The sequence below is a fragment of the Catellatospora sp. KI3 genome (assembly GCF_029948125.1).
Classification (GTDB): Bacteria; Actinomycetota; Actinomycetes; order Mycobacteriales; family Micromonosporaceae; genus Catellatospora.
In genome coordinates this window covers 77,002-91,516 of the sequence record NZ_JASAMB010000007.1, presented here as the reverse complement: position 1 = coordinate 91,516, position 14,515 = coordinate 77,002, and the positions used below count along the sequence as shown (strand labels likewise).

Sequence of the window (14,515 nt, the reverse complement as noted above, 5' to 3'; positions counted from 1 at the left end):
CACGCCAACGAGCCACACGCTGCGGTTTTACATCGACGTTGGCCTATTACGTGGAAGATGATCTACAAAAACTCCTCGTAATAGGACAACGTCGATGCGTGGACGGGGCGGACCAGCGGGCGAGTGTGGGCAGAACGGGTGGAACGGTGACTCGTCGGCGGGGCGAGATGCGAGGCGGGCCGGCGGACGGGGGCGGGTGGGGTGGGCGCGGCGGTGGCAGAATGCGGACCGTGGTACGCATCGAGGTGGTTCACGGGGACATCACCGCTGAGCAGGTGGATGCGGTCGTGACCGCCGCCAACGAGTCGCTGCTCGGCGGGGGCGGCGTCGACGGGGCGATCCACCGTGCGGCCGGACCACGGCTGGCGCAGGCGGGCGGGCGCGTCGGCCCGTGCGAGCCGGGCGACGCCATGGCCACTCCCGCCTTCGACCTGGACCCGCCGGTGCGCCACGTGATCCACACGGTCGGCCCGGTATGGGAGGGCGGCGACTACGGCGAGGACGACACCCTCGCCTCCTGCTACCGCCGCAGCCTGGCCGTCGCCGACGAACTCGGCGCCCGCACCGTCGCCTTCCCCGCCATCGCGACCGGACTGTACGGCTTCCCGCCCGAGCGCGCCGCCCGCATCGCCGTGGCCACCCTGCGCACCACCCCGACCGAGGTCACGCACATCCGCCTGGTCGCCTTCGACCGCGAGACCTACGACCTGCTCGCCGCCGAGCTGCGCTGACCCGCCGACCCCCACCGATCCGGCCAAGCGGACCCGACCCCCGAGCCGCTGGCGCTGGCCCGGGTGGCCCGCGTGTCCAAGTTCCACTTCGTGCGCAGCTTCGAGGCGGTGTACGGCGAGACCCCGATCCGCTACCTGACCCGGCGCCGCCTCGAGCGCGCCCAGGACCTGCTGCGCGGCGCCAACCTGACCGTCACCGAGATCTGCATGGCGGTCGGCTTCGCCAGCCTCGGCTCGTTCTCGTCGAGGTTCGCCCAGCTCACCGGCGAGACCCCGACGGCGTACCGCGATCGCTGGGCGGCCCGGGGCGGCCCGCACGTGCCCGGCTGCTACCTGTTCATGCGGGGCGTGGTGGATCTGGCGGGTACCACCGGCGGCCCCGGCGCGCCCGGCGCAATCTCGGAGAAGCAACCGCCCTGAGCTGCGGTTTAGGGTCGAACTTATGATCACGAACATTTCGCTCGTCACGGTTTACTGCCTCGATCAGGACCAGGCCGGGACTTCTACGTGGAGGTGCTCGGGTTCGCCCCGCGTACCGACATCACCATGGGTGAGGGGTTCCGCTGGGTGACCCTGTGCCACCCGAGCCAGCCGGAGCTGGAGGTCACGCTGATGACGCCGGGGCCGCCGCTGGACGCCGACGCGGCCGACTTCGTGCGCCGCCAGCTGGAGCAGGGCAAGATGGGCGGGCTCGGCCTGCGCGTCGACGACTGCCGCCGGACGTACGCCGAGCTGGTCGCCAAGGGGGTGGTGTTCCTGCAGGAGCCCGCCGACCGGCCGTACGGCGTCGAGGCGGTCATGCGCGACAACTCCGGCAACTGGCTGGTCCTGGTCGAACCCCGCGACTTCAAGCCGGACGACTTCGCCTGACGGCCCGACCCTGACGTGCCGGTCGGGTGCGGTTTCGGGGAAACTGCACCCGGCCGGACCCGCATTCCAGCACCTTCCCCGAAACTGCACGAAACAATCTTGCGGGGGTATGTCGAGAGCGAGCGCCCCGCTCCGACCCACCCCCGACGGCGGCCCCCGGCCGCGACGACGAAGGAGTGCGGAGATGAAGTACCTGCTGATCATCCACATGAACCCGGCCAACTGGGAGGCGCTGCCCGCCGAGGTGCGCGAGGCGGTCATGGCCGGGCACGAGGAGTTCATCAAGGAGCTGACCGGCACCGGTGAGCTGCTCGGCTTCGCCGCGCTGGCGGATCCGTCGCAGACGAGGACGGCCCGGGTCCGCGACGGCGAGCTGACCGTCACCGACGGGCCGTACCTGGAGGCCAAGGAGTGGCTGGCGGGTTACTACGCGATCGAGGCAGAGACCCCGGAGCGGGCGTACGAGCTGGCCGGGAAGATCCCCGACGCGAAGTACTTCGCGATCGAGGTGCGCCCGATCATGGCCTCCTCCGGGCTGGAGATGTGACCCGTACCCCCGTCGAGGGCCTGCTGCGCGACCTCGCGCCGCAGGTCCTCGGCATCCTCGTCCGGCGCCACGGCGACTTCGCCGAGTGCGAGGACGCGGTGCAGGAGGCGCTGCTGGCCGCCGCGGTGCAGTGGCCCGCCCACGGGCTGCCCGACCATCCGAAGTCCTGGCTGGTCACGGTCGCCACCCGGCGCCTGGTCGACCAGGTACGCAGCGACGTCGCCCGGCGCCGCCGGGAGGAGTGGGCGTTCGCGGCCACCCCCGCCGACGAGCTGGTCGCCGCCGCGCCCGGTGAGCGGGCCGTGCCCGACTCCGACGACACGCTGACCCTGCTGCTGCTGTGCTGCCACCCGGCGCTGACGGCGGCGTCGCAGGTGGCGCTGACGCTGCGCGCGGTCGGCGGGCTGTCCACCGCCGAGATCGCGCACGCCTTCCTGGTGCCCGAGGCGACGACGGCCCAGCGCGTCAGCCGGGCCAAACAGCGGATCCGGGCCACCGGGGCGCGGTTCGCCGCGCCGCCGCCCGAGGAGCTGCCCGAGCGCATGCGCACGGTGCTCCAGGTGCTGTATCTGATCTTCAACGAGGGCTACACCGCCACCTCCGGGGCGAGCCTGCAGCGCACCGAGCTGACCGCCGAGGCGATCCGGCTGACCCGCGCGCTGCGGCGGCTGCTGCCCGACGACGGCGAGGTGGCCGGGCTGCTGGCGCTGATGCTGCTCACCGACGCGCGGCGGGGCGCCCGCACCGGCCCCGACGGCGAGCTGGTCCCGCTGGCCGAGCAGGACCGCAGCCGCTGGCAGACGATGGCGATCGCCGAGGGCGTGGAGCTGATCACCGCCACGCTGCGGGCGGCGCGGCTGGGGCCGTACCAGCTGCAGGCCGCGATCGCGGCCGTGCACGCCGAGGCGCCGACGGCGGCCGATACCGACTGGCCGCAGATCCTGTCGCTGTACCAGCTGCTGTCGCGGCTGTTCCCGAACCCGATGGTGACGCTGAACCAGGCGGTGGCGCAGGCGATGGTGCACGGGCCGCGGGCGGGGCTGGCGCTGCTGGCGACGCTGGACGGCGACGAACGGGTCGCCCGACACCACCGGCTGTACGCCGTACGCGCGCACCTGTTCGAGCTGGCCGGGGACCCGGCGGCAGCCCGCGGGCAGTACCGACGCGCCGCCCGCGCCACCACCAGCCTGCCCGAGCAGCGCTACCTGGAGTCCCGCGCCGCCCGCCTCTGAACGCGGGAAAGGCGCCCGCCCCGACGCCACCCGCCGGCGCGAACGCCCTCCCACCAGCCCCCACGGCCGTCTTGTGATCGACGCTGGCCTATCCAGAGGCCTGCCCTGGCGTGTTGCTACTCCAGATAGGCCAGCGTCGAAGTCAGGCCGGGGCGTGCGCCCCCGGCTCGGTGTAGCGGGCGAAGTCGAAGTCCGCCGCCATCCCGCCGCCGGTCAGGTCGTGCGCCCACAGGCCCACGAACGCCCCGGTGAACCCCCACACCTGGTACACGCCCGCGGCGTCCACCTCGGCGGCGTGCTCGTCGGACAGCACCCGCGCGTCGAGCACCCCGCCCAGGGGCCGCCACGCCGACGGCTCCAGCGCGTACTCGAAGCGCAGTTCGTCGCGGTCGAGTCCGGCCCGCAGCAGCACCGGCCCGTCCGGCACCGGCACCGGCTCGTGCTCCGGCCGGTGCAGCCGGCCCCGGTCGCAGGCCAGCAGCTCCAGGCACCGCCCGACGCCCTCGCGCCAGGTCAGGTACGCGTAGTACCAGTTGCGGGTGCTGTAGAACGCCCCGACCCCGGCCAGCTGCTGCGGGCTGCGCGGATCGGCCTCCACCGACACGGTGAACGCGCACCGCGGCGCGGTGACCCGCCGCGCCACCAGGCTCTGGTCGAACTTGGACGACGGCGACCGGCCGCCGCGCAGCCGCAGGTGGCCGGGCCGCTCGTGCAGCGTGGCCCAGTCTGGGCCGAACGGGCGGCGCAGCGTGGCCCAGTGCGGGCCGAGCTCGGCGGCGTCGAAGTCGTCGGTCTCGGCCGGGACCGGCCACGGGTGCGCGGGCAGGTCGGGTGCCGGGATCTCCAGCTCGGGCCGTGCTCCGTCGATGCGCGGCCAGCCGTCGCCGGTCCAGGCCACCGGCGCGAACGCGGTCTCCCGGCCGAGGATGCACTCGTCGCGCACCCCGAGCGGCCGCCCGGTCAGGTACGCCAGGTACCAGTCCCCGGCCGGGGTGTCGACGAGGCTGCCGTGCCCGGCCTTCTGCAGCGGCAGCGCCGGATCGTCGGCGGCCAGCAGCGGCGTGGCCGGGTCGACCTCGTACGGTCCGAGCACCGAACGGGACCGGGCCACCGTCACCTGGTGCCCCCACGACGTCCCGCCCTCGGCGGTGAGCAGCAGGTACCAGCCGTCGCGGCGGTAGAGGTGCGGCCCCTCGGTGAAGTTCGCGGCCGTACCGCCGAAGATGTTCACCGGCTCGCCCAGCAGCTTGCCGGTGCCCCGGTCGAACTCCTGCGCGATGATCCCGGCCGACCAGTGGTGGCCGGGCCGCCAGTCGAGGTCGTTGCTGAGCAGCCAGCTGCGCCCGTCGGTGTCGTGGAACAGCGACGGGTCGAAGCCCCGCGCGTGCAGCGGCACCGGGTCCGACCACGGCCCCTCGATCGAGGCCGCGGTCACCACGTAGTTCGGCACGTCCCAGAACCCGCCGGTGTAGCTGGCCACGTTGGTGAAGACCAGGTAGAACACGCCGTCGGCGTAGGACAGGCAGGGCGCCCACACCCCGCCGGAGTCCGGCGTGCCGCTGAGGTCGAGCAGCCGGCCGGAGTCGAGCACCCCGCCCAGCGGCCGCCAGTTGACCAGGTCGCGCGAGTGGTGCAGGCGTACGCCGGGCATCCACTCGAACGTGGACGTGGCCAGGTAGTAGTCCTCGCCCACGCGCAGGATCGACGGGTCGGGGTGGAAGCCGGGCAGCACCGGGTTGCGGATCATCCCTTCACCGCACCGGCCATGATGCCGCCGACGATCTGGCGGGCCAGCAGCAGGAACACGCCGAGCACCGGCAGCACGCCGAGCAGCGCCCCGGTCAGCATCAGCGCGTAGTCGGTGTAGTACCCGCTGGCCAGCACCGACAGCGCCACCTGCACGGTGGGGTTCTCCGGGTTGAGCACGACCAGGGGCCAGAAGAAGTCGTTCCAGGCGCCCATGAACATGAACAGGCCCAGCACGGCCGCGGCCGGGCGGATCGCAGGCAGCGCGACGTGCCAGTACACCCGCACCAGCGAGCAGCCGTCCACGAACGCCGCCTCGACCAGCTCCTTGGGCACCGCCTCCTCGACGGCCTGGCGCATCCAGAACACGCCGAACGCCGACACCAGCGCGGGCACGATCAGCGCCTGCAGGTGGCCGGTCCAGCCGAGGTCGGTGGTGAGCAGGTAGAGCGGGATGATGCCGAGCTGGGTCGGCACCATCATCGTGCCGATGACGGTCACCAGCAGCGCGTTGCGGCCGCGGAACTTCAGCCGGGCGAAGGCGAACCCGGCCATCGACGCGAACAGCACGTTGCCGACGGCGACGGTGGTCGCCACGATCGCCGAGTTGGTCAGGGCCAGCCCGAACTCGGAGCTGTCGAAGACCCGGCTGATGTTGTCGAACAGGTTGCCGCCGGGCACCAGCGGCGGGGTGGCCTCGCCGATGGCGCTGTTGTCGGAGCTGGCGACGACGAAGGTCCAGTACAGCGGGAACGCCGAGGCGGCGATGATCGCCGTGAGCAGCAGGTAGATGAACGGCCGCAGGCGGCCGGACCCGGTCGTCGACGCGCCGCTGCGTCGGCGGTGCGTCTGGGGCAGGGCGGTGGTCGTCATGGCGGGCTCCTCAGCGGCTCGCGACGGCGCGCCGTACCAGCGCGAAGTTGACCAGGGCGATGAGGGCGACCACCAGGAACAGCACCCACGCGATCGTCGCGGCGTAGCCGGCGTCGAAGAGGGTGAAGCCCTTCTCGTAGAGGTACATGGTGATCGTCTGGTACTGCCGGTCGGAGCCGCCGGTGCCGGTGGAGGCGCCCTTGGACTCGAACAGCAGCGGCTCGGCGAACAGCTGCAGGCCGCCGATGGTGGACACGACCGTGGTGAACAGGATGGTCGGGCGGATCATCGGCACGGTCACGGTCCAGAACGCGCGCCAGTTGGACGCGCCGTCCAGGCGGGCCGACTCGTACAGGTCGTTCGGCACCGCCTGCATCGCGGCCAGGTAGATCAGCGCGTTGTAGCCGGTCCAGCGCCAGGTCACGATCAGCGCGATGGCCAGGTGCGAGGACCACACGTCGGCGGGCCAGTCGATCGGGTCGACGCCGGCCAGGCCGAGCAGCCAGTTGACGATGCCGAAGTCGCGGCCGAACACCTGCGCGAACACCAGCGCCACGGCGACCACCGACACCACGTTGGGGATCAGCACGCCCGCGCGCCAGAAGGTGCGCCCGCGCAGCTTCGTGTTCAGCAGCGCGGCCAGGAACAGGGCGAGGATCAGCTGCGGCACGGTGGAGATGACGAACAGGCTGAGCGTGTTGCCCAGCGCGTTCCAGAAGTCGGGGTCGCTGAACAGCTCGGTGTAGTTGGCCAGGCCGGTCCAGTCCCCGGCCCCGTTGATCAGATGCCAGTCGTGCAGCGACATCCAGAGCGTCATCAGCAGCGGGTACGCGCCGAACACGGCGAACACGGCGAAGAAGGGTGCGACGAACAGGTATGGCGTGAGATGCCGGTCGAAACGCCCGCGCATGTCGGCTCCTGTGAGGGGATTTCGGGATGGACGAAAGGGGCGGCACGGCGCGCGGTCGCGCCGTGCCGCCCGGGAATCACTTGCCGAGGGCCTTGGCTGCCTCGGACACCGCCTGCGCCCAGGCGTCGGCGGCGGACTGCTTGCCCTGCTCGACGCGGGCCAGCGCCCGGCCGAAGACCGGCCGCACGTCGGCGTCACGGGTGCCGCGGTAGTTCGGCTGCAGCGACTCGCCCGACTTGGCGTAGATCTCGCCGACCGGCGCGTTGGTGAAGTACTCGTTCTTGAAGCCGAGCACGGCCGGGTTCTTCAGGGTCTCCGGCTGCGAGGGCAGGCTGCCCACGTTCTGGAAGATCTTGGCCTCGGACTCCGGCGAGGTGAGGAACTTCGCCAGCTCGTACGCCTCCTTCGGGTGCTTGCCCTGCTTCGGGACGGTCAGGAAGGACCCGCCCCAGTTGCCGCCGCCGCCGGGGATCTTGGCGATGTCCCACTTGCCGGCGTTCTCCGGGCCGGAGCCGTCCTTGATCAGGCCCAGCATCCAGCTCGGGCACGGCAGCGTGGCGAAGGTGCCCTGCTTGAAGCCGACGTTCCACTGCTGGCTGAACGGGTCGAGCTTGGCCGACATGCCCGGGTTCGCGGCCGCGGCCGCCACCTTGTCGAACGCGCTCTTCACGTTGGCGTTCGTGTCGCCGACGTACGCGTCGGTGGTGTCGAAGTAGCCGAACGGGATCTGGTTCAGCATCGCGGTGTAGATGTTGCCGACGCCGTCGAACCACTTGGCCTTGGTGCCGGAGGCGGCGAACCGGGTGCCGACCCCGAAGTAGTCGTCCCAGCTGGTCCACAGCGCCGATACCTCGTCGCGCGAGGTGGGCAGGCCGGCCGCCTTGAACAGGTCGGAGCGGTAGCACAGGGCCAGGCCGCCCATGTCCGTGCCCAGGCCCATCACGAAGTTGCCGTTGTCGGCCAGGCTCTGCTGCCACTTCCAGGGCAGCCACTGCGACGCCAGGTCCTTGGCGCCGTAGTCGGCCAGGTTGTAGAACTTGTCCTTCGACTGGCGGAACTGGGGCATGTAGCCCTCCTCCACCGCCTCCAGGTCCGCGGTGCCCGCGCCCGCGCCCAGCCGGGTGGCGAGCTGCTTGTGGTGCTGGTCGAACTCGGTGACGCGGGTCTTCACCGTGATGTTCGGGTGGGTCGCCTGGAACTCCTTGATCAGCGGCTCGTAGCCGAAGTCGCTGAAGGTGGCCACGGTGAGCGTGATCTTCTCGCCGTCGGCGCCGTCGTCGGTGCTGCCGCAGCCGGTGACCGCGAGCGCGGCCACCACGAGCCCGGCCGCCAAGCGCGCGCCCTTGCGGGCGAAGACGCTGGACATGCGTTCCTCCTCGATGAACGGGCCCGCCGGGGCCCGGAGTGGGATGTCACGTGGGAAGAGCGCCGCGCAGCGGTTCGGCCCGGAGGGCTTCGGCGGCGGCGCGGTGACAGCAAAGTAGGGGCGGGGGAAACCTGGAAGAAATAAGTTTCGAAACAGGGGGGTCGTTCGACCGAGGTTCTTGCGAAACTGTCGAGATGCCAGCCACCCCGCCCGGCCAGGCGAAACCGCGCACCACGCTGAGCACCATCGCGCGCGAGGCCAACGTCTCGGTGCCGACGGTGTCGAAGGTGCTCAACGGCCACAGCGACATCTCCGCCCAGACCCGCCGCCGCATCGAGGTCCTGCTGACGCGGTACGGGTATCAGCGCCCCCGCGCGCCCCGGCGCAAGAGCCAGCGCGGCGACCTGATCGACCTCGTCATCAACGAACTCGACAGCGCCTGGGGCCTGGAGATCCTCACCGGCGTCGAGCAGGTGGCCGAGGCGGCCGGGCTGGGCCTGGTCGTGTCGGCGGTGCACAACCGGGCGAGCCTGACCCGGCGCTGGCTGGAGGGGCTGATCTCGCGCGGCTCGCAGGGCGCGATCCTGGTGCTGTCGGACCTGTCCGACGAGCAGCGGGCCGAACTGCACCGCCGTACGCTGCCGTTCGTCGTGGTGGACGGGGTCAGCCAGCCGCCGCCGGACGTACCCAGCGTCGGGGCGACCAACTTCGCCGGCGGGTACGCCGCCGCCGACCACCTGATCAAGCTGGGGCACCGCCGCATCGGCGCCATCGGCGGGCCGGAGCAGATGCTGTGCAGCCGCGCCCGGGTCGCCGGGTACCGGGCCGCGCTGGAGTCGGCCGGGCTCACCCCCGACCGCGAGCTGGTCCGGTACGGCAACTTCCAGCACGTCGGCGGCCTGCGCGCGGCCCAGCAGCTGCTCGCCCTGGCCGACCCGCCGACGGCCATCTTCGCGGGCAGCGACCAGCAGGCCACCGGCGTTTACGAGGCGGCACGCCTGTCCGGCCGCCAGATCCCCGACGACCTGAGCGTGGTCGGCTTCGACGACCTGCACTACGCGCAGTGGACCGCGCCGCCGCTGACCACGGTGCGCCAGCCGCTGCACGAGATGGGCGTCAGCGCGGCCCGGCTGCTGCTGCGCCTGGTCAACGGCGAGCACCTGGAGGCGCCCCGGATCGAGCTGGCGACCGAGCTGGTGATCCGCAACAGCACTGCGCAACCCCCGCTGAATGTTTCGAAACTCGGGGACATGACTTCGTAACAGAGCTAGCGTGCCCAGCCATCGACACCTCGGCCGACAGCCACCGTTGGCGGCCGATCCTTTCGCCCCCTTCGAAAGGCATGGCACACATGGGCATCCCGCTCCCCCGCCGGGGCCTGGCCGCGCTCGCATCCGGTGCGGCCGCGGCACTCGCACTGGCCGCCGGGTTGCTGGTCGCGCCGACCGCGGCCAACGCCGCGGTCTCCGGCCGCAACCTCCCGGCCAACGGGCAGATCCGCTTCTTCATGGGCCAGGACAGCACCACGCTGGCCGAGTACAAGTCCCAGGTGCTCGACACCGACGCGACGGCGCCACGTCCCGGCGGGGTCACCCTGTACACCAACATCGTCTTCCCGGACGCCCTGGCGGGCGTCTACACGGGCGTCGACTACGGCTCCGGCCTGGTCGACTTCAACGCCACCCTGGGGCAGTACCCGGGCGCCGCGCTCGCGGTCGGCCTGTACCTGTCCGACACCAAGACCGGCTGCTACAACCAGCCGCTGCGCGCCATCGCGGGCACCGGCGACGCCGACGTCACCTCGCTGACCCCGCAGTACCGGGCCAAGGTCGACGAGCTCGTCACCTGGTTCAAGAACACCGGGCGCGAGGTCTTCCTGCGCATCGGGTACGAGTTCGACGGCCCCTGGAACTGCTACAGCGCCGACTACTACAAGCAGGCGTACCGCTACATCAAGGGCCGCATCGACGCCCTCGGCGCCACCAAGGTCGCCACGGTCTGGCAGTCGGCCGCCTGGCCCCTCAACGAGCACCCGGACCACCCGGAGTGGAACTACGTCATCACCGCGGCCGATCACTACGACGTGTGGTACCCGGGTGACGACGTGGTCGACTGGGTCGGCATGTCGGCCTTCTACGGCAGCACCTACGCCGCCTACCAGTGGTCCTGCAAGGGCGTGGACACCTCGCCGCGCGTGGTGCAGGACCGGGTGCTCGCCTTCGCCCGCGCTCACGGCAAGCCCGTCATGATCGCCGAGTCGTCGCCGCAGGGCTTCACCACCGGCGCCAAGACCGCCAGCTGCATCCTGAACAAGGCCCCGGCCCCGGTCAGCGCCGACACCATCTGGAACACCTGGTACGCCGACTACTTCGGCTACATCGCCGCCAACGCCGACGTGATCCGGGCCGTCGCCTACATCAACACCAACTGGGACAGCCAGACGATGTGGCAGTGCACCGGCAGCGCGGGCACCGCGGGCTGCGCCAACGGCTACTGGGGCGACTCGCGCATCCAGGCCGACGCCACCATCAAGTCCCGTTTCCTGAGCGAACTGCGCAACGCCCGCTGGGTCAACGGCACCGGCGTCGGCACCACCTCCCCGGCCCCGTCCAGCTCGCCCAACCCGAGCCCGTCGGCGTCGCCGAGCCGGTCCGCGTCCCCCTCGCCCAGCCCGTCCGCGTCCCCGTCGCCCAGCCCGACCGGCAGTGGCGGCACCGGCGGCAACCCGTACGGCATCCTCCAGGCCGAGTCGGCGAGCACCCTCTCCAACTCGACGATCGTGACCGACGCGAGCGCCAACGGCGGGGCCAAGGTCCGCGGCAACGCCAACAACGCCTCGCTGACCTGGAGCAACCTCAACCTCGGGTCACCCGCGCCGACGCAGCTCAAGTTCCACTACTCGTCCAACCGGCCCACCAACTCGGCGTTCACCATCGAGGTGCACTCCGGCTCCCCGACCGGCCCGGTCATCGCCTCCCCCGGCGTGCTCGGCACCGGCTCCTGGACCACCTACGCCGACCTCACCTACAACCTCAGCAACGCCCCGACCGGCGTGAACAGCATCTCGGTGGTGTTCAAGTCCAACGACGGGAACCCGGTCGCCGACCTCGACTACGTGACCTTCGTCGGCACCGGCGGCTCGGCCACCACCAGCCCGTCGCCCGTCCCGTCCCCGTCGGCCTCCACCGCGAACCCGACGCCGAGCCCCACGGGCACCGGCGGTGGCGGCGGCACCGGGCAGCGGCTGCTGCTGGCCGGGCAGTCCACCTCCGGCTCGTACTCCGACATGGACAGCGTCGTGGACACCCCCGGCGGCGGCTCGGTCTACTACGAGGTCAAGTCCGGGACCTGGGTCAACACCAACCACCGCGACTACGCCACCCAGCTGGCTCAGCGCGGCCAGGCCATCCAGATCGGCGTGAGCTGGAAGGACAACCCGCCCGGCTTCACCGGCGGCGACGAGAACACCAAGGCGGCCCGCTCCCGCGCGGTCACCCAGGAACTGGCCAACGGGCAGTACGCGTCGCAGTTCACCACCCTCATCAACTTCATCAGGCAGTACCCGGCCGCAACGTTCTACCTGCGCATCGACTACGAGGTCAGCAGCTTCTACCACTGCACGGACAGCAGCTGCGCCTCGTACAAGAACGCCTTCAGCCGCATCCGGAACACGATCGCGAGCCAGGTCACCGCGGGCAACGTCCGCTACGTCTACCACCCGGTGCGCGGCGAGTTCGAGGCGCTCTACCCCGGTGACGCGGCCGTCGACTGGGTCGGGGTCTCGATCTTCGCGCACGAGCTGTGCCTGCCGATCTACGACAACGGCTACCTGTACAACGGCACCCCGCCGCAGAACTACGACACCAGCACGTCGCAGTGCCGCAACGCGTACCTCGCCAAGGACGCCAACGGCAACGACACGGCGGTCTGGACCAGCTTCAACCACGACGGCAACGTGCTGAAGATGATGAAGTTCGCCAAGGAGCACGCCAAGCCGATGATCGTGTCGGAGTCCGGGATGATGAACTTCACCGCCGACGGCTCGGACACCCGGGGCCTGGAGCCGGTCGCGGGCAACCTGTGGATGCAGCGCCTGTTCAGCCTGCTGTCCTACAACGGCCCGATCCCGAACCTGTCCGGCACCTACGACCTGTCCAATGTCATCCAGGCGGTCACCTACATCAACCTGGACTTCCGGTACGGCTGGGACGGCGTGAACGACGGCACCTTCGACTTCCCGGCCAACTCGACCTGGTTCGCCGACGGCCGCCTCAGCCAGTACACCACCGCCCGCACCACCTTCTGCGCCGGACTGACCACCGCCAACTTCCGTTCCCGCTGCTAGCCCGCCCGGAGTGAGGAAGGGTCCCTTCTTATCGCAATGCGATGCAGAAGGGGCCCTTCTTCACTGTCCATCGCCTACGGCAGGTCGAACCGGCCCGCCTTCACCTGTGCCACGAAGGCGGCCCAGGCTTCGGCGTCGAACACCAGCACCGGCCCGGCCGCGTCCTTGGAGTCCCGTACGCCCACCGCCGCCACGGTCAGCGCGACCTCCACGCAGTTGTTCTCGAAATCGCTGCGGCTGCTCTTGCGCCAGGCAGCCTGGGACAGTTCAAGCACGTCCCGCCTCCAACCCTGTTCAGATTTCCTTGGCCATGTCGCCGATGAATGCCCGGGACCCGACGTCGCTCAACGCGGCCGCGCGCAGGTGGTTGAAGGCCACCCGGCACCGGTCCACTTCGGACTGCTCCTCCCAGAAGACCGCGCCGACCAGGTTCTCGGTATGCGCCACCGGGTTGTCGAGCGGATCGGGGAAGTCGAAGACCACGAAGCCGGAGCCCATGCCGAAGTGCACCCCCGCCGCGAACGGGATCACCTGCACCGTGACGTTGGGCAGCTCGCCGATCTCCAGCAGGTGCGCCAGCTGCGCCCGCATGACGTCCGGGGCGCCGACCCGGTGCCGCAGCACGGCCTCGTCGAGGATGAACCACGCGTCGGGCGGATCGGTGCGGCGGAGCACCTGCTGGCGGGCCATCCGCAGCTCCAGCCTGCGCTGGACCGTGTCGGCGGGCGGCGTCGGCCGCACGCCGGTGAACAGCTCGCGCGCGTACGGCTCGGCCTGCAGCAGCCCCGGCACGAAGTGCGCCTCGTAGTTCTGGATCGAGCTGGCCTCGGCCTCCAGGCCGACGAAGGTCTTCATCGTCTCGGAGACCACGTCGTTGTAGGCGTACCACCAGCCGCGCTGGCGGGCGTCGCGGGCCAGCTGCACCAGCCGCTCGGCCTCCGGGCCGGTCACCCGGTAGACCTCCAGCAGCTCGCGCACGTCACCGGGGCGGATCCCGAGCCGGCCGCTCTCGATCCGGCTGATCCGGCTGCCGGTGCAGCCCAGCTCCCGGCCGACCTCGTCACAGGTCATCCGGGCCGCCTCGCGCAGCCGGTGCAGTTCGCCGCACAGGCGGCGGCGGCGCACGGTGGGGCTCTTGGCGCTGACCACGGGCATCCCTCCCGCACTCCAGTCTCATGCCGCAACCGTCCGAACCCAAGTCAATCGATCGGCCATCTTCTAATTGGAATGTTGCCAAACCGCAGGACGCCAATCAACAATGTGGATGTTCGAGCCGCCCCGCGGTTCGGGGGCGGCCAGGACGAACCCCTGCGGCGACTGCTGGCGGCGCAGCCGCAGGCGACGCGGGGTTGCGTCGGGATACGGCTCCCGTCGCGCGGCCGGTCGGCGGGTGCGGGCAAGGGGCACGCACCACCCCGACCGGCCATCCAGCGCCCGGCCGCGCGCCTGTCGGCCCAGGCGCCTACGCTGCCCGCATGCCGACCGGAGCACCCTGCCCGACGACCTCCGCCAGCTGCTGCGCGACGACCCGGAGCGCGACCGCCGCACCCTGTCCGTGCCGCTGCCGGCCGGACGCCCGGTGACCTCGCGGTACGGCGGCGACCCGGCGTACTGGCTCAGCGACGAACCGCCCGCGCCCGGCCTCTGGGCCCGGCTGCGCGCCGACCGGCACAGGAGCAGCGGTTCGGGGCCCGGGTGGTCACCGTCGGGTCCGGCACGCTCGGACTCAGCGTCGCCGCCCCGCCCGGCACCGAGCAGGAGGCGCTGGCCGTGGCAGCCGAGCACTTCGCCTGCTGCTCGGAGCTCGTATACCAGGACGGCGGCACCATCGGCACCTACGCCGACGAGATCCGCACCCGCACCTCGTGGCGCTTCTGGTGGGACTGACGGGTTAA

14 protein-coding genes are annotated in these 14,515 nt (G+C 71.2%); 8 read left to right on the top strand and 6 right to left on the bottom strand.

Going from position 1 to position 14,515, the window contains the following annotated elements; all coding sequences use genetic code 11:
* Nucleotides 1–221: 221 nt before the first annotated feature.
* From QEZ54_RS13865 to QEZ54_RS13845, 5 genes are all read left to right on the top strand, one after another.
* Nucleotides 222–731 (top strand): O-acetyl-ADP-ribose deacetylase, encoded by a 510-nt coding sequence (locus tag QEZ54_RS13865; RefSeq protein WP_281304989.1) that lies wholly within the window; start codon nt 222–224, stop codon nt 729–731.
* Nucleotides 732–794: 63 nt separating this feature from the next.
* A complete protein-coding gene (locus QEZ54_RS13860; protein WP_281304988.1) occupies nt 795–1,151 on the top strand; it encodes a helix-turn-helix transcriptional regulator in 357 nt (118 codons plus the stop codon).
* Nucleotides 1,152–1,238: 87 nt separating this feature from the next.
* Nucleotides 1,239–1,601: a VOC family protein gene (locus QEZ54_RS13855; protein ID WP_281304987.1), complete on the top strand. Its 363-nt coding sequence runs from the start codon at nt 1,239–1,241 to the stop codon at nt 1,599–1,601.
* A gap of 184 nt (nt 1,602–1,785) precedes the next feature.
* Nucleotides 1,786–2,148, top strand: coding sequence for a YciI family protein (locus QEZ54_RS13850; protein ID WP_281304986.1), 363 nt, complete (start codon nt 1,786–1,788; stop codon nt 2,146–2,148).
* Nucleotides 2,145–3,380 carry a DUF6596 domain-containing protein gene (locus QEZ54_RS13845; protein WP_281304985.1) on the top strand — a complete coding sequence of 412 codons (1,236 nt, stop codon included), beginning with the start codon at nt 2,145–2,147 and terminating at the stop codon, nt 3,378–3,380. The genes QEZ54_RS13850 and QEZ54_RS13845 overlap by 4 nt, the downstream gene beginning before the upstream one ends.
* A gap of 142 nt (nt 3,381–3,522) precedes the next feature.
* Here the strand turns inward: QEZ54_RS13845 and QEZ54_RS13840 are convergent, their stop codons facing one another.
* The 4 genes from QEZ54_RS13840 to QEZ54_RS13825 form a co-directional block, all read right to left on the bottom strand.
* On the bottom strand, nt 3,523–5,127 hold the full coding sequence (locus tag QEZ54_RS13840) for a glycoside hydrolase family 43 protein (RefSeq protein ID WP_281304984.1): 1,605 nt from the start codon (nt 5,125–5,127) through the stop codon (nt 3,523–3,525).
* Nucleotides 5,124–5,999: a carbohydrate ABC transporter permease gene (locus tag QEZ54_RS13835; protein WP_281304983.1), complete on the bottom strand. Its 876-nt coding sequence runs from the start codon at nt 5,997–5,999 to the stop codon at nt 5,124–5,126. The genes QEZ54_RS13840 and QEZ54_RS13835 overlap by 4 nt, the downstream gene beginning before the upstream one ends.
* Before the next feature lie 10 nt (nt 6,000–6,009).
* Nucleotides 6,010–6,909 (bottom strand): sugar ABC transporter permease, encoded by a 900-nt coding sequence (locus tag QEZ54_RS13830; protein WP_281304982.1) that lies wholly within the window; start codon nt 6,907–6,909, stop codon nt 6,010–6,012.
* Between the two features lie 76 nt (nt 6,910–6,985).
* A complete protein-coding gene (locus QEZ54_RS13825) occupies nt 6,986–8,275 on the bottom strand; it encodes an extracellular solute-binding protein (RefSeq protein ID WP_281304981.1) in 1,290 nt (429 codons plus the stop codon).
* Between the two features lie 194 nt (nt 8,276–8,469).
* On the opposite strand from QEZ54_RS13825, the gene QEZ54_RS13820 reads away from it, so the two are divergent.
* The gene (locus QEZ54_RS13820) at nt 8,470–9,537 is read left to right on the top strand and encodes a LacI family DNA-binding transcriptional regulator (RefSeq protein WP_281304980.1); all 1,068 of its coding nucleotides are present in this window, start codon (nt 8,470–8,472) and stop codon (nt 9,535–9,537) included.
* 89 nt (nt 9,538–9,626) lie between these two features.
* On the top strand, nt 9,627–12,620 hold the full coding sequence (locus tag QEZ54_RS13815) for a carbohydrate-binding protein (protein ID WP_281304979.1): 2,994 nt from the start codon (nt 9,627–9,629) through the stop codon (nt 12,618–12,620).
* 74 nt (nt 12,621–12,694) lie between these two features.
* Here QEZ54_RS13815 and QEZ54_RS13810 read toward each other — a convergent pair whose 3' ends face one another.
* Entirely contained in the window at nt 12,695–12,895 is a 201-nt protein-coding gene (locus QEZ54_RS13810; protein ID WP_281304978.1) for a DUF397 domain-containing protein, read from the bottom strand.
* 19 nt (nt 12,896–12,914) lie between these two features.
* A complete protein-coding gene (locus QEZ54_RS13805; RefSeq protein ID WP_281304977.1) occupies nt 12,915–13,775 on the bottom strand; it encodes a helix-turn-helix transcriptional regulator in 861 nt (286 codons plus the stop codon).
* A gap of 72 nt (nt 13,776–13,847) precedes the next feature.
* Here QEZ54_RS13805 and QEZ54_RS13800 point away from each other — a divergent pair, with 72 nt between their 5' ends.
* Nucleotides 13,848–14,507: a DUF4253 domain-containing protein gene (locus QEZ54_RS13800; RefSeq protein WP_281304976.1), complete on the top strand. Its 660-nt coding sequence runs from the start codon at nt 13,848–13,850 to the stop codon at nt 14,505–14,507.
* Nucleotides 14,508–14,515: the final 8 nt, after the last annotated feature.